The sequence below is a fragment of the Mucilaginibacter sp. KACC 22773 genome (assembly GCF_028736215.1).
In the GTDB taxonomy this organism is placed as follows: Bacteria; Bacteroidota; Bacteroidia; order Sphingobacteriales; family Sphingobacteriaceae; genus Mucilaginibacter.
On record NZ_CP117883.1, the window covers coordinates 2,715,572 to 2,732,818 of the forward strand.

The following is a 17,247-nucleotide window of genomic DNA, read 5'->3' on the forward strand; positions in this document are numbered from 1 at the left end:
TTAGTATAATAAGCAAAAAGCGGATGAGGGCAAGCCCATCCGCTTTTTACTTTAAAAATGCCTGCCAAATCAATCGGCTATCACCTTTACTTCAATATTACCTCTTGTTGCTTTTGAATACGGACAACCCTTATGTGCAGCATCAGCCAGTTTTTGGGCCACATCCCAATCAACGCCAGGGATATGTACATGAAGCTCGGCAGATAAAGCATATGATGAAGCACCTTCCTTATTAAAAGTAATGTGCACATCAACTGTAGCTTGGGTAACATTTACGCCATCCCTGATACCTACCGAACCAAGTGCGCCCAGGTAACAAGCGCCCCATGCACCTGCAAACAATAATTCGGGGTTAGGATAACCATCTTCGCCTCCCATAGCCGCAGGAGCTTTTAGCTCCATATCAATTACGCCGTCTTCAGATTTTATATGGCCGTCCCGGCCGCCTTTTGCTGTTACTACAGCTGTTTATACTTTTTCCATGATTCAAAACTCTTTTTAAAACCAACGAAGAACAGGTTGTTATGGTTGGAGAAATTGAGATTAGTCTGGACCGGGATTTAACAGATTTATTGATTTTTTCGGCTTTTTTAAAAAACTTGAAAGTAAAATCTAAATAATCAGCTTAATTCCGGTTCTTAAAATAAATTCCAAATCAACTTAATGTTTGCTAAAATTATTAGTATTTTTGAATTGATATGAATGCAGAAAGGATAACAGAGAAGTTGAATATTTTGGCTGATGCCGCTAAATATGATGTGTCATGCGCCTCGAGCGGTAGCAAGCGTAAAAATGATAATAAAGGCCTCGGCAATGCCAGCAACGGTATTTGCCATAGTTATACAGAGGATGGGCGATGTGTATCGTTACTTAAAATACTGCTTACCAATCACTGCATTTTTGACTGCGCGTATTGCGTGTCACGCAAAAACAACGATATCAAACGGGCAGCATTTACGGTTCAGGAAGTTGTTGACCTTACCATTAATTTTTATCGGCGAAATTATATCGAGGGCCTGTTTTTAAGTTCGGGTATTTTTAAAGATGCCGATTATACCATGGAGCGCTTGGTAAGGGTAGCTAAAAAGCTTCGCATCGAAAATAACTTTAACGGGTACATACATCTAAAATCCATCCCCGGCGCAAGTGACGAGTTGATGCGCGAGGCTGGTTTGTATGCCGATAGGTTGAGTGTAAACCTGGAAATGCCTACCGAAGCCGGATTGAAATTGTTGGCTCCGGAAAAGAACCGGCAGGATATGATAAACCCAATGAATTTCCTGAAAAACGAGATCATCCTGCGGACTGAAGAAAAGAAACTTTTTAAAAGAGCGCCGCTGTTTGCGCCTGCCGGTCAAAGTACCCAGGTAATTATCGGCGCTACTCCCGAAAGTGATCAGCAGGTGTTACAATCGGCCAGTTATTTTTATAAAAGTTTCAACCTAAAGCGTGTTTATTATTCGGGTTATGTGCCTGTGTTGGCCGATAAGCGTTTACCAGACCTGAATACATCGGTGCCACTGGTGCGTGAGAACCGGCTTTACCAGGCGGATTGGCTAATGCGTTTTTACGGTTTTCATGTTAATGAAATAGTAAACAATCAAAATCCCTTGCTCGATCTGGATATCGACCCTAAATTGAGTTGGGCTATCCGTAATATGCAGGCTTTTCCTGTCGACATCAATAAAGCCGATGTGCAAATGATTTTACGTGTGCCGGGCATCGGGTTGCTATCGGCGCAGAAAATAGTTAGCGCGCGCAAGTTTGCCAAGTTGAGCTGGGAACAATTGAAAAAGATAGGGGTGGCCCTTAACCGGGCCCGCTACTTTATTGTTTGTAAAAGCAATGAGTTTGAACGCCGTGATTTAACGGGTAACAACATCAAACAATTTATCCTGGCCGAATCGCAAAGCAAATACAATAAAAATACGCAAACCCAACTTAACCTGTTTTGACGATGTACACTCTTGTTTACGATGGAACATTTGAAGGTTTGCTTACCGCCGTATTTGAAATATACGACCGCAAATTGTTTCACGTAAAGCTTATAAAAGGAGAGTGGCGCACCAGTGCCATGTTTGAAGAAGTGTTACAGGTAATAACTGACGAGCATCGCGCCAACAGGGTGTTGAAGGGCTTAAGAAAAAAACTCTCGGCTGCGGGGATTCAACGCCTGTACATTGCTCATATGGCCGAAATGGAAAATGAAGAGAGCGCCATTGTTGGGTTTATCAGGTATGTTTTTGATACAGACGTAAATGTTGAAGAAGATTACGGCAATAAATACGTGATGCGCCTATCGGAGATTTTGAAGATGGTGAGGCGCGAAAAACATAGGATGGAAGCTTTTATCCGTTTCCAGAAACTAAAAGATGAAACTTACTATGCCGCCATTGAGCCTGATTTTAACGTACTTCCCTTAATTATCAGGCATTTTAAAAACCGGTATACCGACCAAAAATGGATCATTTACGATATTAAACGCCGGTACGGCATTCATTATGATTTACACGATACACAGTATATCACGCTGGATTTTTCGGAAGTTAACAAACCTGCAGATGTTATAAGTGCTTTTACCGAAGACGAAAAAATATATCAGCAACTTTGGAAAAGCTACTTTACCAGTGTAAATATTGTAGCCAGGAAGAATACCAGGCTACATTTAAGACATATTCCCAAAAGATATTGGCGGCATTTAACTGAAAAAATTTAGCGTTTTGGTGATTTTACGCTTTTTACAATTATGTTAAAGTGACTTTTTTTGATACTTTGTTAATAAGTTTTATGTTGGTAACCTAAATTATTGATTGCTTTTAATTAATTAAGGTATTATTAATCAGAACTTTATAAGTTATTTTTTATTAACAAGCGTTGTTAATAACGTGTCTATAACAAATTTATTTTTTACTTGACAAAGGTGCTTTTTAGTCCGTATATTGTAATCATCAAGAACGACGTACTTTGACAACCTTTCAGGAAAACAGAAGTTGAATCGGGTGAATCTTCGGAGGAACTAAAGATCAAAAGAAGTTCACTGAGTCATATGAAAGAATTGAACTTACGAAAGTTTGTTCGAAGAAAGATTGTGACTAAATAAGGTACCAGGAACGATGCGGAACTCTACGGAGATCCAAAACAGAACTGGTGATATCGCGGTAGTAGATGGTTTGCAAAAACTTTATATGAAGGCATATCGGTCATAGATACACAAAACTTGATGCCGCTGGGAAGCTACGGTTGAACAGGGGTTTGGAAACGGGAGTTCAAATCGAAAGAGGAGGCTCCCGTTTTCGCTTTTATAAGGTTTTTTTATTTTCAGAGTGCTTTTTCATTTTGAACAAACGTTAAAAAACCTAATTTAGTAGGATATGAATAAGGACGGCCAGCGTAACCAAAAGAAAATTTTCGTTTTAGATACCTCTGTGATCCTTTATGATCACAACGCCTTTCAAAACTTCCAGGAGCATGATGTAGCCATACCCATCCAGGTACTGGAAGAACTGGACAATAAAAAAAACGGCAACGATACCCGGAACTTCGAAGCCAGAAGTTTCATCCGGCTGATGGACGATCTGTCAAAAAACAACCTGGTAAATGAGTGGATTCCCTTGAACGGGAAAAGTAAAGGTAGTTTTAAAGTGGCTATGGATGTGAAAACCACAGCTACCGATGCCGAAGAAGTTTTTGGGTCGGACAAAATAGACCACCGCATATTAAACGTTGCCTTAGGCCTTCAGGAAGAATACCCGGCAAAAAAAGTGGTGCTGGTATCAAAAGATATCTGCCTGCGGCTTAAAGCCAAGTCGCTTAACTTGCATGCCGAGGACTACGAAACCGGTAAAATTAAAAACCTGGCCGAGCTATACACAGGTAAAACCGATGTAGATAAGGTTACCGAAAAAATTATTTCTCAGTTCAATAAGCAGGAAAATTTGTCTGCCGAAAGCTTGAGTGTACCACAATACACCAATAATCATTTTTACATACTAAAGAGCAAAAAGAGCGATGTATCGGGGTTCTATAACGCGCAAACCCACCAACTGGAAAAAGTTACAGAGCAACCTGTATTTAATATTTTCCCCCGCAACATTGAGCAGGCTTTCGCCATTCATGCCTTGCTGCATCCGGATATTAAGTTGGTAACTATACAAGGCAATGCAGGCACAGGTAAAACTTTGCTGGCACTGGCCAGCGCATTGGAGCAGCGTAAATATTACCGCCAGATTTTTGTTACCCGCCCTATAGTACCGCTCAGTAATAAGGATATTGGCTTTTTACCTGGCGACATCAAATCCAAGATTGATCCGTATATGGCCCCCATTTGGGATAACCTAAAATTTATAAAAGATCAGTTTGCCGATGATGATAAAATGCAGGCTAAAATTGATGAACTCGTGAGTAATGATAAAATATCTATAGCCCCGCTGGCCTTTATCCGTGGCCGAACGTTGAGTAAGATATTCTTTATCGTAGACGAAGCTCAAAACCTTACCCCGCACGAGGTGAAAACAATCATATCGCGCGCAGGCGAGAACAGTAAGTTTGTATTTACAGGCGATATTTACCAGATTGATACACCTTACCTTGATGCCGAGAGTAACGGCTTATCATACCTGATTGATAAGGCCAAAGGGCACCCGCTTTACGCGCACATCACGTTGCAAAAAGGCGAACGGAGCGAACTGGCAAACTTGGCTACAGAATTGTTGTAAAAAGCCGTATATCACGCCGAAGCAAGTCTCCAAACGCAAATGGGCCATATAAGTCGCCCGACAACATTCGGAGATATCGTACCGGCTTGTTTTTTAAATAACTGACTGTTGATGCTGATTTTTTAACATATAGCAAATCCGATAAAAATATATGGCGGTTTGCATAGTTTGTCGTGTTACCCTATGCTAACAATGCCATTTATACATATCTGAAAAGATAACAAAACACCCTAAAGTATGTAGGTTACGTCCTTCTCAGGTACAGTAACTATATATCCTTCATCTTCCAGGGAAGCAGCCAACAGCTTCATGCTTTCTCCTTCGCCATGAACCAGGAATACGTTCTTCAGTTTTGATTTATCCTGCTGTTTTACATTATCTAAAAGATCCTGGTGGTCGCCGTGGGCACTTAGTACATCGGTTTGTTTGATAGTGGCATAAACGGCTAATTCGCGGTCTTTAATGTGAACGATAGGATCACCCCGCAATAAACGGTGCCCCAGGGTTCCTTTGGCGCAATAGCCAATGAACAGGATGGTGCAGTAGTAATTTTGAATATTGTAAAATAAATGGTCCTGGATGCGGCCGCCCTCAAGCATTCCTGCTGAAGAAATGATGATACAGGGTTCCCAGTAATTAGAAATCTGGCGGCTATCTTTCAGGGTTTCTACATAAGTAAGGTTATCAAATTCAAACTCATCACCTTTATCTTTATAAAAATCCTGAGCTTCCTGGTTTACCAGGCTATGATATTTACGGAAAATACCGGTTGCCATGGTTGCCATCGGGCTATCTACAAATACTTTTACGGCTGGTAATAGTCCTTCGGTAAAAATCTTGTTTAACGAATATACCAATGACTGCGTACGTCCTATGCTGAAAGCCGGGATAATTAAACGGCCTTGTTCTTTAATACATGCCTTTTCAATAACTTCTACAAGGGTTTCCTCTACCGATTTTCCTTTGGTGTGATAACGGCCGCCATACGTTGATTCTGATACCAGGAAGTCAACAGCTGGCAATTGCTGAGGATCATTTAATACGGGGTAATTTTTCCGGCCGATATCGCCGGTAAAGGCAATAGATTTTTCTTCGCCGTTTTCGGTTACTTTTAAAACAGCAGATGCTGCACCCAACAGGTGGCCAACCGGAATAAAAGTAAGCTCGATATCGCCGTTAATCCTGAACGGGCGATTAAAGCCAATGGTAACAAAACGTTCCACCGTATCCATCACGTGCTTTTGCAGATAAAGTGGCTGTGGGCCACCGCCCGAATTGAATTTGCCTTTACCGCGTTTGCGGTTACCCTTGCCTGCCTTATTCATGAAGATGCTTACAGAATCAAGCAATAATAGTTCGGTCAAATCGGCGGTAGGGGGAGTACATAATATCTGGCCGTTAAAGCCAAGCCTTACCAATGTAGGTAAATTACCGGAGTGATCGATGTGCGCATGGGTAAGTATTACCACGTCGATCTCTTCCGGCCGGAAAGGAAAGTTTTCATTTGATTGTATGCTGCGGTCCTTCTCATAATCTAACCCGCAATCCACTAATATTTTGTATTGGCCTACCTGCAGCAAATGCATGCTGCCGGTTACCTGTCGGGCCGCCCCGTGTATGGTTAATTTCATTTTTATTGGTCGATGGACCATGGACGATAGACCATAGTCTCTGCAAATCTTTTGCAGTGGTAATATATTAAAATAATCGCTACGGTCAATGGTTTATGGACTATCGACGATGGATTAACTGGTTTGTGTTTCAAACTGTAGCTGGCTTAAATAACGATACAGCCCTTGTTCGTTGCCAATGAGTTCCTGGTGACTGCCACTTTCGATAATCTCGCCTTTTTCCAGAACGATGATCTTATCAGCTTCACGAATAGTTGATAAACGGTGGGCGATAATGATAGACGTACGATCTTTCATTAACTCTTCCAAAGCTTCCTGTACCAGGCGTTCCGATTCAGAATCTAAGGATGAGGTTGCCTCATCCAATATCAAAATGGATGGATTTTTAAGCAATGCCCTTGCTATGGCAATGCGCTGGCGCTGCCCGCCTGAAAGTTTTACCCCACGCTCGCCAACAATGGTTTCATACCCCTCGGGGAACGATAGTATAAACTGGTGCGCGTTTGCCCGTTTGGCTGCTTGTATAATATCTTCTTTTGATGCATTCAAGCGGCCATAAGCAATATTCTCTAATATCGATCCGCCGAAAAGCAACACATCCTGCGGTACTATGGCCACCTGGTTACGGATATCGGTTATTGAGTATTCGTCAGCCGAGCGGCCATCAAATAAAATAGTACCACTTTGAGGGTGATAAAATTGCAGTATTAACGATGCCATTGTAGATTTACCCGAGCCGCTTGGCCCAACAATGGCCACTTTTTGCCCGGCTGCAGCATCAAAGGAAATGCCTTTCAGGATAGTTAGCTCAGACCGGGATGGGTAGGCAAATACCACATTATCAAATGACAAGTCGCCTTTAATAGGTTGGTCTATTTTGTTATTGCTTTCTACCATCGAAATGTCTTCGCCTTTTTCGGCCAATATCTCTAACACACGCTCGCTTGCGCCAACTGCTTTTTGCAGGTTGGCATACAAGTCGGGGAAACTGCCCATGGCGGCGCCCACAAATATGGAATACATGATAAACGTAGTTAAATCGCCCACAAGGATCTCGCCATGGCTAACCAATACCGACCCATACCAAATTACTCCGACAAAAGTCCCGAATAAGCAAAACACGATGAATGACGCAAAAATGCCGCGAAATTTGGCCCCTTTAACGGCGATATCAACTACGTTACGTAAAATTTTATCATACCGGGTAGCTTCGTAAGCCTCATTTACAAATGCTTTAACATTAGCTATCCCCTGCAAAGTTTCTTCAACAATTGTATTTGACTCCGCTAACTTATCCTGCGCCTGGCGTGAAAGTTTGCGAATGAACTTGCCAAAAAAAACGGCAAAAGTCACAAGAAAAGGCAGTATTGCCAATAAGGCAAGTGTTAACTTGATAGATACTATAGCTAATAAAATAACGCTCCCCACCATAATTACCAATTGCCTGATAATCTCGGCGATAGTGGTTGTCAACGTATCCTGAATTTGCGAAAGATCGGCAGAAATGCGGCTATTTAATTCACCAACGCGCCGGTTGGCAAAAAAATTCATAGGCAGCGTTATCAGCTTAAAATAAGTATCCCTGCGTATATCGGCCAAGGAACGCTCTGCAACCTGCACAAACCACACCACCCTAAAAAATGATATGAACGCCTGGCCGAACAGTATAATGAATCCGGCTATCGCTATGGCGTTTAAACTATGTGGTAAGTAGGGGTATTTATATTTACCTTGCGCCGCATCTATTAAAGCTCCCAGTATTGCCGGGAAAGCAAGGCCTACCAGACTGGAGATGAATAGGAACAATATTCCCGCTATAAATTTCCCCCGGTATGGTTTAATATAAGTGAGCAGTTTACGAATATTTTGGATGCTCTGCCTGTTGATTTTTGCTTTGGGTAGTTCGGCTTCTGCTTTAGCGCCACTGTTCAGTCTTCCTCGTGCCATTTATAGTTTTAAGTAGTTACCGGCGCGAAATTACACCTTCCGTTTGTTTTTTTGGTAAAGCAAATACAAAATTGACGCAAGCATGAGCACAATTACCGTAATATAAATGGGCCTTGAACTGTTTGTTTGCTCTTTGTTTTTAGCAACCTCGGCTTTTAGCAGCGCGTTCTGTTGCCTTAACTTGCTTATAGTAAGCAGGAAATTATGGTTTATTGTCTCGGCCTCTTTGCTGTGACTTTGAATTTGCCTTTGTTGGAATGCGCTGTATTCAAATAGTATTTTCAGTTCTTTAAAAATGGCATCGTCAGTGCGGGCTATGTCCATCAGGATACTGTTTGATCTGCGGATATCATTTTTTGTTTGCAAACCAAAAATGCCGGTATGTTGGCTTAAACTTTGATCGTACTGGCCAAATTTGGCTTTACGCGCTGCCAGCATCGTGTTAATTTTTTTTCGCTGAAGCTGATAGGCTACAGAATCGGAGTTAGCCTGCGATTGGGCCAACACATCACCCAGGGCAAAAAAACAGAGCAATCCAAATAGTAACAGTTTTTTCATAGGTTAAATTTACTGAAATTCGATAATCACCTTATCGTTAAGGTTTAAACCTAATAAGCCACTGGCGTTACCTTTATTAATGGCAATCTCCAGGTGGTCGCTGATGCCAAACAGGCAAAGTTTTTCGCCAATGGGCACCTCGTTATAGTGCCAGCTTAAATGATTGATAGTTTCGTTGCGTTTAAAATTAAGTACAAATTTACGGCCCTGCTGCACGCTGTTAAAAAATTCCTTGGTAATGTTGGTTATCACATTTTGAAACGAATCGATATAAATCACCACACCTTTGATCAGGTTTTTTTCGATAACAGGCTGTAGGTTCATTTTGTTTTCAATGTCATGCACCGGCAGTCCAATTTCGCTCAGTTTGCCGCCTTTGGCCAGGTGGCAGGCAGCTTTAACAAAGATATCTGCCAGCGGAAAATGCAGGAACTTTAAATCCTGCATAATGTTTATTTCCACAATTTCTTCCGGGTCGGTATCAAACATCAATGAAAAAATTCCGTTATCGGCACCCACAAAATAATGTTTTTTGTACCTTACCGCCAGGTATTTGGTATGATCGCTGTAAACAGTATCAATGCCTATAAGGTGTACTGTATCTTCGGGGAAGTAATAAAAACTGTTCTTTAATATAAAAGCGGCCTGCTGCACATTAAAGGCGGCCACGCTGTTGGTAATATCAACTATATTAACTGTGGGCAACAATTTGTAGATGCTACCCTTAAGCGCAGCCTGGTAAATGTCCTTATCGCCCAAATCAGTAGTTAATGTTATTATTGCCATTAATTTTATAAATATTTATTGCTAATCTTGTAATAGCATTTGAAGCTACAAATATTCAATTTTTAATTCATAAAAATCCGTAACTAAAAAATCAATTAGTATTGAACGAACTTAAGCTATCAATTGAAAACGTAAATCCAGCCGTATTGTGGGGGCCAAATAATGATCATTTTGAGATCATTAAGAAACAATATCCCAAGCTTAAAATTGTTGCACGGGGCAGCGAAGTAAAAGTTTTGGGTGATGATCACGAACTCAATGTTTTCCAGGAAAAATTCTCGCACCTGCTTAGTCACGTCGAGAAATTCGAGAACCTGAACATTACCGATCTTGAACGTATTTTAGGATCAAAGGTATCTTCAAATTCTTCGTCGGAACCTGTAACTGATAAATTTGCCAGTGGCGAAGTTATCGTTTTCGGTCCGAATGGGGTAATGGTGAAAGCCCGCACCGCTAACCAGCGCAAAATGGTTGACAGCATAAACCAAAGCGACATTTTGTTTGCTATTGGCCCTGCAGGTACCGGGAAAACCTACACCGCGGTTGCATTGGCCGTACGTGCTTTAAAGAACAAAGAAATTAAACGCATTATTTTAACCCGCCCGGCTGTTGAAGCAGGAGAGAACCTTGGCTTTTTACCTGGCGATTTAAAAGAAAAAATCGACCCATACCTGAGGCCGTTGTATGATGCGCTTGATGACATGATCCCGGCAGAGAAATTGAAATTTTACCTGGAAAACCGTACCATCGAGATTGCACCATTGGCATTTATGCGTGGCCGTACGCTGGATAATTGCTTTGTGATATTGGACGAGGCGCAGAATGCTACCGATATGCAATTAAAGATGTTCCTGACGCGTATGGGGCCATCGGCCAAATTTATTGTTACCGGTGACGTAACGCAGATAGATTTGCCCAAAAAGCAGCAATCGGGCCTGCACACCGCCCTGCGCATATTAACAGATATAAAAGGAATAGAAATAGTATACTTAAGCGGCGAAGACGTTGTACGCCATAAACTGGTACGCAAAATTTTGGCAGCTTACGGGGATATACAGTAAGAAGGTAGTATCAAGTAGTTAGTATCAAGTATCAAGATGCATTGCATATTTGATACTTGTTCTGTCTTTTAAATCGGGCAAAATACTTGCTACTTGATACTTACTACTTGATACTAAAATTATGAATGCAATAAAAGAAACACATTTTAACTTTCCGGGCCAAACTGGCTTTTATAAGGGAAAGGTACGTGATGTATATACGATAGATAATAAGTACCTGGCCATGGTAGTATCCGACAGGATCTCGGCCTTTGATGTGGTATTACCCGAGGCTATCCCTTACAAGGGGCAGGTGCTTAACCAAATAGCGGCCCGTTTTTTGAAGGCTACCAGCGATATTGTACCCAATTGGGTGATATCTGTGCCCGACCCAAGTGTTACCATCGGCCGCATTTGTGAGCCTTTTAAAGTGGAGATGGTGATACGGGGATATTTGGCTGGCCATGCTGCCCGTGAATACGCGGCAGGCCGCAGGCAGGTTTGCGGTGAAGCGCTGCCTGAAGGGTTAAAGGAAAACGATATCCTGCCCGAGCCAATAATTACACCTACTACCAAAGCATCGGTAGGGCATGATGAAGATATTTCAAAAGCGGATATACTGGCCAAGGGTATTGTATCTGCCGAAGATTATGCCCAACTGGAGGCCTATACCAAAGCGTTGTTTAAACGCGGTACCGAAATTGCTGCCAAACAAGGCTTAATATTGGTTGATACCAAATATGAGTTTGGTAAGGTTGATGGCGTTATTTATTTAATAGATGAAATCCATACCCCCGACTCTTCAAGATATTTTTATAAGGAAGGTTATGAGGAACGCCAGCAAAAAGGCGAACCGCAAAAACAGCTCTCGAAAGAGTTTGTACGCAAATGGCTGATTGAAAACGGTTTTCAGGGTAAGGAAGGCCAGGTTGTTCCGGTAATGACCGAAGAGATTGTAGCGTCGATATCTGAACGTTATATCGAACTTTATGAAAAGATCATAGGTGAAACGTTTGTGAAATCGGATACAGAAAGTGTGTTAAACAGGGTTGAAACCGCTATAAAGAATGCGCTTAGTATTATGTAATTTTTAATTACACATAAATTAATCATATCTTAGCTTATTAATTTTTATAAGAATGAAATTTGCTGTCGATAAACACGAGAAATACATTTTAGTGAAGCTTAACGAATCAAAATTGAATTCGTTAGTAACGCCTCAATTAAAATCTGAACTGATATTGATCAATACGGAAGGACAAAGAAACATCATTCTTGACCTTTCACAAGTGAAATTTGCCGATTCATCCGGTTTAAGCAGCTTGTTGGTTGGTCACCGTTTGTGCAAAAACGCATCGGGGGTATTTATATTGTGCGGATTGAACGATGCTGTGGCGCGTTTAATTACTATTTCGCAACTGGATAACGTACTTACAGTTGTACCAACCGCCGAAGAAGGTGTCGATCTTATTTTTATGGAAGAGATCGAGAAAGAATTGAAAAAAGAATCAAGATAATCTGTACATTGTTATCCCATTATGAAATTTGAGGTAACAATACTTGGAAGCAGTTCGGCAACACCCATTTTTAACAGAAATCCTACAGCACAAGTGCTCAATATCAACGAGCACTTGTACTTAATTGACTGCGGCGAGGGTACCCAGCAGCAAATGCTGCGTTTTGACATCAAAGCCAGCAGGATAGATTATATTTTTATCAGTCACCTGCATGGTGATCATTACCTGGGCCTTGTTGGCCTGCTATCGTCAATGCACCTTAACGGGCGTAAAAAAACACTTTATCTTTTTGGGCCACCGCATTTAATGGAGATTATTGATCTGCAGCTAAAATATTCAGAAACTACCCTGCATTTCCCTTTAGAATTTAAACAAACCCATACCCAACACCCCGAAGTAATCGTAAGCAACAATGACATCATTGTAGAAACAATCCCCCTCAACCATAGGATTGATACTACAGGATTTATCTTTCGCGAAAAAAAGCGCCTGCGCAAACTTCGTAAGGAGGTAATTGAGTATTTGCAAATCCCGGTGCCTTACTTTACCGCATTAAAAAAAGGAGCCGATTATACCGCACCAAACGGACAGGTATACAAAAATGACGATCTGACCATCGATTCGGATCAACCCAAATCATACGCCTACTGCTCTGATACGCTTTACGGTGAACAGTATTTTGAACAAATAGCCAACGCTACGCTGCTTTATCACGAAGCCACATTTTTAAATGAGATGCTGGATAGGGCTAATGATACTTTCCATACAACAGCGCTGCAGGCCGCCGCCGTAGCGCTAAAAACAAACGCGAAAAGATTGCTGATCGGCCATTTTTCGGCGCGTTACAAAACCTTGACTGAGTTGCTGGATGAAGCTAAAAGCATATTCCCCGCAACTGAACTCGCCGTTGAAGGGCGCACTTTTTATATAGAATAAGTTGTAATAATGGACACGATTGGTGGCTTTTGTGTGATTACGCTGGAATATATTGATTTATACAGGTTGTTGCCGGGAACGAAGTACTTCGTTGATATAATTATTAAACATTTCACGATTTAGCATATTGGAGATTGCGTCGTTCCCCGACATCGTCGTGGTTGGGCCTTAAAGCCAACATGCCAGTTCCTTTTTTAGGATTATCCTATGGGTAGATGTCCGGTAATTCGATGGTATCATCGCTCAAAACTTTATATAACAGGTGTTGTTAAAATTTAAACACGATAGTCAAATCGTGCAGAACTATAATACTACTATGAAAATCACTAAATACCTACATTCCTGCCTTGTATTTGAGTTGGATGAGTATAAGCTATTATTTGACCCTGGTAAATTTTCGTTTGCAGAAGGCGAGGTTACTGCGCAAATGTTTGCTGATGTAAAAGCCATCGTTATAACGCACATTCACCCCGACCATTACGAACTTCAAATTTTAAAGAGCATCCTCGATTTAAGCGGGGCTATCGTGATAACCAATAGCCAGATAGGCAAAGAATTGGACAAGGCCGGGATTATATATACTTTATTTGAAGAGGGTACGGCAAATTTTGGGCCGTTTATTTTGAAAGCCATCCCGGTTATGCATGAACCAATTATGGATAATCCATTGCCACAGATGACGGGATTCATCATCAATGACCAGGTACTACACCCGGTTGATTCGATGGAAGATAAGTTACTTGAATATAAAGGAATTGAATTATTGTTAATGGTTACCATGGCGCCGTTTGCCAATGAAATACGGATTTCGGGCTTTGCAGATAAGTTACTACCGAAGCAAATCCTGCCGGTTCATGATGGTTATGCTAAAGAGTTTTTCATAAAACAACGCTACGCGGCTTATGTAAAACACTTTGATAAGCTCGGTATTAAGTTTCACGAGGTTTACAAAGTTGGAGATAGTATAACTATTTGATTGTCAAAAATTTAGTTGTAAAACAAAAAAGTCCCCGCTTGTTACGGCGGAGACCTCTATGGAACCAACCTCCTGCTAAGCTGGCCCACATTAACCTTATCACATTTCAAAAGTGTAGATTAATAATGAAGAAAGTATGAACTTCGTTTTTATACCTAAGCTTAATTTTACATCTTAGCAAAAAAGCCGGATAATTTGTATGCAGAAGCCCGATAGCCTTATTTTTGACATGGATGGAACCCTTTGGGACGCTGTTGACACGTACACCAATTCATGGAATCTAACTTTTGAAAAACTTGATATAAACAGGATAATAAACCGCACTGAGTTATTGGGCCTTATCGGAATGGAGGGTAAAAAACTAACCAGGGCTTTATTGCCCGAACTTGACGACGATATAGCCCAGGGAATTTACATGGATGTAAATGAAACCCGGAGGCAAATATTACCGCAAAGCGGTGGTAATATGTACGAAGGCGTTATCGAAGGGATAAAACTATTGGCAACAAAATATAAAATTTTTGTCCTGAGTAATTGTGCGGTCGGTATTATCCCGTTATTTATATCGTGGGCAAACATTGGCGATTATGTTACCGATTATATAGCATATGGGGAAAACAGTATGCCCAAGCATTACAACATGCATCTGTTGATAGATAAACATGGGCTTAAAGCCCCGGTATATGTGGGCGATACACAAGGTGACGCGGAGCAGACACGCATAGCAGGCATACCTTTTATATTTGTGAGTTACGGATTTGGAAAAACAGAGGATTATGAACACAAGTTTAATGACTTTCCATCGTTAACATCCTATTATATGGGTTTGTAAGCAAAGCCATATTCCATAAATATAATTAAATGGTAAAACACGGGTTTTTGTTATTTGCATTTATTATTGTTTTTGGCGAATTGCACGCCCAAAAAGTACAATTGGATTCTATCCGGTGGATTAATAAAGACCTCGGACACTTATATTTCGAGAACGGTCGTGTTAATTTCAATTTTATTGGAAATGATAAATTCAAAAGTCATTATTCCATTGTGAAGGATACTTTGATCATGATGGATATTTACACTTCAAGCGTCGATAATTTTAAGGTTAAACATAAAATTAACTTTAAATTTTTGATCAGGGACCTTACCAAAAACCGCCTTTACATTAAAGCTGTAGATTCAAATGCCATTAAACTTGCTGGCCCCGACACTTATGAATTTACAAATTTAAAAAATAGCTATGATAAGGATATTAAACTATCTGCTGTGCGTTTTTTATCTTCCAGCTGTCATGGAGATTGTCCGCAACTTGAAATATTAATTGGGGCCGACGGCGATTATCATTTAAGAGGAGGGGAGTACGCCGATCCTTTTAAAGGTGAGTTTACAGGGAAATTATCAAAACCACAACTTGATACACTAAACTATTGGCTTAAACATAGCGAACTTAAAAAAATGTACAACTGGCGACAGCAAGACCAGGTTATTGATATGCCTAATTATTATTTTGAGTTTGATTTTGAAAATAATAAAAAAAAGCTGAGTATAACTACAAATCAACCACCATTAAACATGACCGGCCTGGTGGAATTTATGTTATCATCCTATAAAAAAGTAAAATTAACACCGGTAAAATAACTGTGCAGGTGTTATGCTGGGATGCTAAAATAAAAGGTTGAGCCTACACCTTCTGTGCTTTCAACCCATACTTTGCCTTTATGACATTGTATAATCTCGGTGGATAGGTAAAGACCAATGCCAAAACCCGAAACGTTTTTGATTTTTTCATTGTCTACCCGGTAAAAACGATAAAACACCTTCTTATGATCTTTTAGCTTAATACCCACCCCTTCATCGGTAACGGATACAACAACATATCCGTCGTTGTTAATGCATTTGACAATGATTTTCGTCTCTTTGGCCGAATATTTTACAGCGTTGCTTAGAAAATTACCGATAACCTGCCCAAGTTTTTCCCTGTCGCCGGTAACGTTTAAGTTGCCTGGGTTGTTAAAAATAACGATATGGCTATAGGTGGATTGCAGTAATTCAGAAATGCAATCTTCTATAAGTTTATTGATATCGAACAATTCGGGCTTTAGTTGCAGCTTTCCTGATTCCAGTTTAGAGAGGTCAAGAAAGCCATGAATCAAGTCGGTCATTTTGTTAACCTGGTTATTGGCTTTGCTTAACACATTGTTAATAAAAGCATCATTATCTGAAGCCAGTTTTTTTGATAGTATCTGAATATATGATTTAATTGAAGTTAGCGGGGTTTTTAACTCATGGCTGGCCATGGCTATAAAATCGTTTTTCCTGATTTCATCCCGTTTAATTTCGGTTACGTCAATCACAGTACCCAGCATCCTGATTGGTTTTTGTCGCTCGTCAATAACAAGTTTACCTTTGATACTCAGCCAGTGGATGCTATTATCCGGCCAAACAACCCGTACATCGTATGCATAAATGCCACTTTTTTTTGCTTCTTGATATGCATCCGCAATTACCTGCTGATCTTCGGGTAATACCTGTTTTTGAAATACATCTACTGATGATAGCCTGCTGTCTGCAGGATGGCCAAACAACTCGGCTAATTGTGGCGAACATAACCGTACTTCGTCTTTAAAGTCCCAGTCAAATGTCGCAAAACCGGTAGCTTCGGCGGCAAGGCGTAACCTGTTTTCGCTTTCGATAGCGGCTTCTTTTGCATTTACCTCACCTGTTATTTCGGCAATTGTATTTAAAATATAAGCAACCTTACCATCAGGCCCATTAAACGGAACATTACTGCATGACCAATACCTGATCTTATAATCCCCGGTTTCGGGGTCGCGGGTATCGTAACGGTAGGTGGGTATATCAATTTTGAGGCCTGTTTGCACTACTTTAGTAAATGTTTTACGGGCGCCGCTTTCATCAGATGGGTCATCATCATCATCAGGAAAAACCTGGAAAAAACCTTTGCCGATAATTATTTCACGGGTAGCATTTGTTATGTTAAGGTACGCCTCGTTTGCAGCCATAATGGTAAAATGTGGTGCATCGGCCTTTACCAACAGTGAGCCCGGCGATTTTTCAAATATAATTTTGAAAATCTCATCTGGCAAAACAGGCGATAGTTCGGAGGGCATTTTTATTATTTTA

At 40.8% G+C, this 17,247-nt stretch carries 16 protein-coding genes; 10 read left to right on the plus strand and 6 right to left on the minus strand.

Features of this window, described 5'->3' with window-relative positions:
- Nucleotides 1–69: 69 nt before the first annotated feature.
- The gene (locus PQ469_RS11520) at nt 70–429 is read right to left on the minus strand and encodes an Ohr family peroxiredoxin (protein WP_274213825.1); all 360 of its coding nucleotides are present in this window, start codon (nt 427–429) and stop codon (nt 70–72) included.
- A gap of 269 nt (nt 430–698) precedes the next feature.
- On the opposite strand from PQ469_RS11520, the gene PQ469_RS11525 reads away from it, so the two are divergent.
- From PQ469_RS11525 to PQ469_RS11535, 3 genes are all read left to right on the plus strand, one after another.
- Nucleotides 699–1,955, plus strand: coding sequence for a putative DNA modification/repair radical SAM protein (locus PQ469_RS11525; RefSeq protein ID WP_274213097.1), 1,257 nt, complete (start codon nt 699–701; stop codon nt 1,953–1,955).
- Between the two features lie 2 nt (nt 1,956–1,957).
- Entirely contained in the window at nt 1,958–2,716 is a 759-nt protein-coding gene (locus PQ469_RS11530; protein WP_274213098.1) for a TIGR03915 family putative DNA repair protein, read from the plus strand.
- 655 nt (nt 2,717–3,371) lie between these two features.
- Entirely contained in the window at nt 3,372–4,715 is a 1,344-nt protein-coding gene (locus tag PQ469_RS11535; RefSeq protein ID WP_274213099.1) for a PhoH family protein, read from the plus strand.
- A 230-nt stretch (nt 4,716–4,945) separates the two neighbouring features.
- On the opposite strand, the gene PQ469_RS11540 is transcribed toward PQ469_RS11535, so the two are convergent.
- The 4 genes from PQ469_RS11540 to PQ469_RS11555 form a co-directional block, all read right to left on the minus strand.
- Nucleotides 4,946–6,346 (minus strand): MBL fold metallo-hydrolase, encoded by a 1,401-nt coding sequence (locus PQ469_RS11540; protein WP_090650686.1) that lies wholly within the window; start codon nt 6,344–6,346, stop codon nt 4,946–4,948.
- 114 nt (nt 6,347–6,460) lie between these two features.
- Entirely contained in the window at nt 6,461–8,293 is a 1,833-nt protein-coding gene (locus tag PQ469_RS11545) for an ABC transporter ATP-binding protein (protein WP_274213100.1), read from the minus strand.
- 30 nt (nt 8,294–8,323) lie between these two features.
- A complete protein-coding gene (locus PQ469_RS11550; RefSeq protein WP_274213101.1) occupies nt 8,324–8,851 on the minus strand; it encodes a hypothetical protein in 528 nt (175 codons plus the stop codon).
- Between the two features lie 9 nt (nt 8,852–8,860).
- Nucleotides 8,861–9,637, minus strand: a complete 777-nt coding sequence (locus tag PQ469_RS11555) for an SAM hydrolase/SAM-dependent halogenase family protein (protein ID WP_090650692.1) — start codon at nt 9,635–9,637, stop codon at nt 8,861–8,863.
- Nucleotides 9,638–9,738: 101 nt separating this feature from the next.
- Here PQ469_RS11555 and PQ469_RS11560 point away from each other — a divergent pair, with 101 nt between their 5' ends.
- The 7 genes from PQ469_RS11560 (at nt 9,739) to PQ469_RS11590 (ending at nt 15,741) form a co-directional block, all read left to right on the plus strand.
- Nucleotides 9,739–10,698, plus strand: coding sequence for a PhoH family protein (locus PQ469_RS11560; RefSeq protein WP_090650694.1), 960 nt, complete (start codon nt 9,739–9,741; stop codon nt 10,696–10,698).
- Nucleotides 10,699–10,819: 121 nt separating this feature from the next.
- The gene (locus PQ469_RS11565) at nt 10,820–11,764 is read left to right on the plus strand and encodes a phosphoribosylaminoimidazolesuccinocarboxamide synthase (protein WP_274213102.1); all 945 of its coding nucleotides are present in this window, start codon (nt 10,820–10,822) and stop codon (nt 11,762–11,764) included.
- A 52-nt stretch (nt 11,765–11,816) separates the two neighbouring features.
- Nucleotides 11,817–12,194 carry an STAS domain-containing protein gene (locus tag PQ469_RS11570; RefSeq protein ID WP_090650699.1) on the plus strand — a complete coding sequence of 126 codons (378 nt, stop codon included), beginning with the start codon at nt 11,817–11,819 and terminating at the stop codon, nt 12,192–12,194.
- Between the two features lie 21 nt (nt 12,195–12,215).
- Nucleotides 12,216–13,130: a ribonuclease Z gene (locus tag PQ469_RS11575; RefSeq protein WP_274213103.1), complete on the plus strand. Its 915-nt coding sequence runs from the start codon at nt 12,216–12,218 to the stop codon at nt 13,128–13,130.
- A 316-nt stretch (nt 13,131–13,446) separates the two neighbouring features.
- Nucleotides 13,447–14,106, plus strand: coding sequence for an MBL fold metallo-hydrolase (locus PQ469_RS11580; protein ID WP_090651067.1), 660 nt, complete (start codon nt 13,447–13,449; stop codon nt 14,104–14,106).
- Between the two features lie 199 nt (nt 14,107–14,305).
- Nucleotides 14,306–14,938, plus strand: a complete 633-nt coding sequence (locus PQ469_RS11585) for an HAD family hydrolase (protein WP_090650705.1) — start codon at nt 14,306–14,308, stop codon at nt 14,936–14,938.
- A gap of 29 nt (nt 14,939–14,967) precedes the next feature.
- Nucleotides 14,968–15,741: a DUF6438 domain-containing protein gene (locus PQ469_RS11590; RefSeq protein ID WP_274213104.1), complete on the plus strand. Its 774-nt coding sequence runs from the start codon at nt 14,968–14,970 to the stop codon at nt 15,739–15,741.
- 11 nt (nt 15,742–15,752) lie between these two features.
- Here PQ469_RS11590 and PQ469_RS11595 read toward each other — a convergent pair whose 3' ends face one another.
- Nucleotides 15,753–17,234 (minus strand): PAS domain-containing sensor histidine kinase, encoded by a 1,482-nt coding sequence (locus PQ469_RS11595; protein WP_274213105.1) that lies wholly within the window; start codon nt 17,232–17,234, stop codon nt 15,753–15,755.
- Between the last annotated feature and the right edge of the window lie 13 nt (nt 17,235–17,247).

Excerpts from the sequence above, each read along its gene's own strand:
- PQ469_RS11585 (WP_090650705.1), top strand. The coding sequence starts at position 14,306 with ATGCAGAAGCCCGATAGCCTTATTTTTGACATGGATGGAACCCTTTGG.
- PQ469_RS11530 (WP_274213098.1), top strand. The coding sequence starts at position 1,958 with ATGTACACTCTTGTTTACGATGGAACATTTGAAGGTTTGCTTACCGCC.
- PQ469_RS11575 (WP_274213103.1), top strand. The coding sequence starts at position 12,216 with ATGAAATTTGAGGTAACAATACTTGGAAGCAGTTCGGCAACACCCATT.
- PQ469_RS11580 (WP_090651067.1), top strand. The coding sequence starts at position 13,447 with ATGAAAATCACTAAATACCTACATTCCTGCCTTGTATTTGAGTTGGAT.
- PQ469_RS11535 (WP_274213099.1), top strand. The coding sequence starts at position 3,372 with ATGAATAAGGACGGCCAGCGTAACCAAAAGAAAATTTTCGTTTTAGAT.
- PQ469_RS11525 (WP_274213097.1), top strand. The coding sequence starts at position 699 with ATGAATGCAGAAAGGATAACAGAGAAGTTGAATATTTTGGCTGATGCC.
- PQ469_RS11545 (WP_274213100.1), bottom strand. The coding sequence starts at position 8,293 with ATGGCACGAGGAAGACTGAACAGTGGCGCTAAAGCAGAAGCCGAACTA.
- PQ469_RS11565 (WP_274213102.1), top strand. The coding sequence starts at position 10,820 with ATGAATGCAATAAAAGAAACACATTTTAACTTTCCGGGCCAAACTGGC.
- PQ469_RS11595 (WP_274213105.1), bottom strand. The coding sequence starts at position 17,234 with ATGCCCTCCGAACTATCGCCTGTTTTGCCAGATGAGATTTTCAAAATT.
- PQ469_RS11555 (WP_090650692.1), bottom strand. The coding sequence starts at position 9,637 with ATGGCAATAATAACATTAACTACTGATTTGGGCGATAAGGACATTTAC.
- PQ469_RS11590 (WP_274213104.1), top strand. The coding sequence starts at position 14,968 with ATGGTAAAACACGGGTTTTTGTTATTTGCATTTATTATTGTTTTTGGC.
- PQ469_RS11570 (WP_090650699.1), top strand. The coding sequence starts at position 11,817 with ATGAAATTTGCTGTCGATAAACACGAGAAATACATTTTAGTGAAGCTT.
- PQ469_RS11540 (WP_090650686.1), bottom strand. The coding sequence starts at position 6,346 with ATGAAATTAACCATACACGGGGCGGCCCGACAGGTAACCGGCAGCATG.
- PQ469_RS11550 (WP_274213101.1), bottom strand. The coding sequence starts at position 8,851 with ATGAAAAAACTGTTACTATTTGGATTGCTCTGTTTTTTTGCCCTGGGT.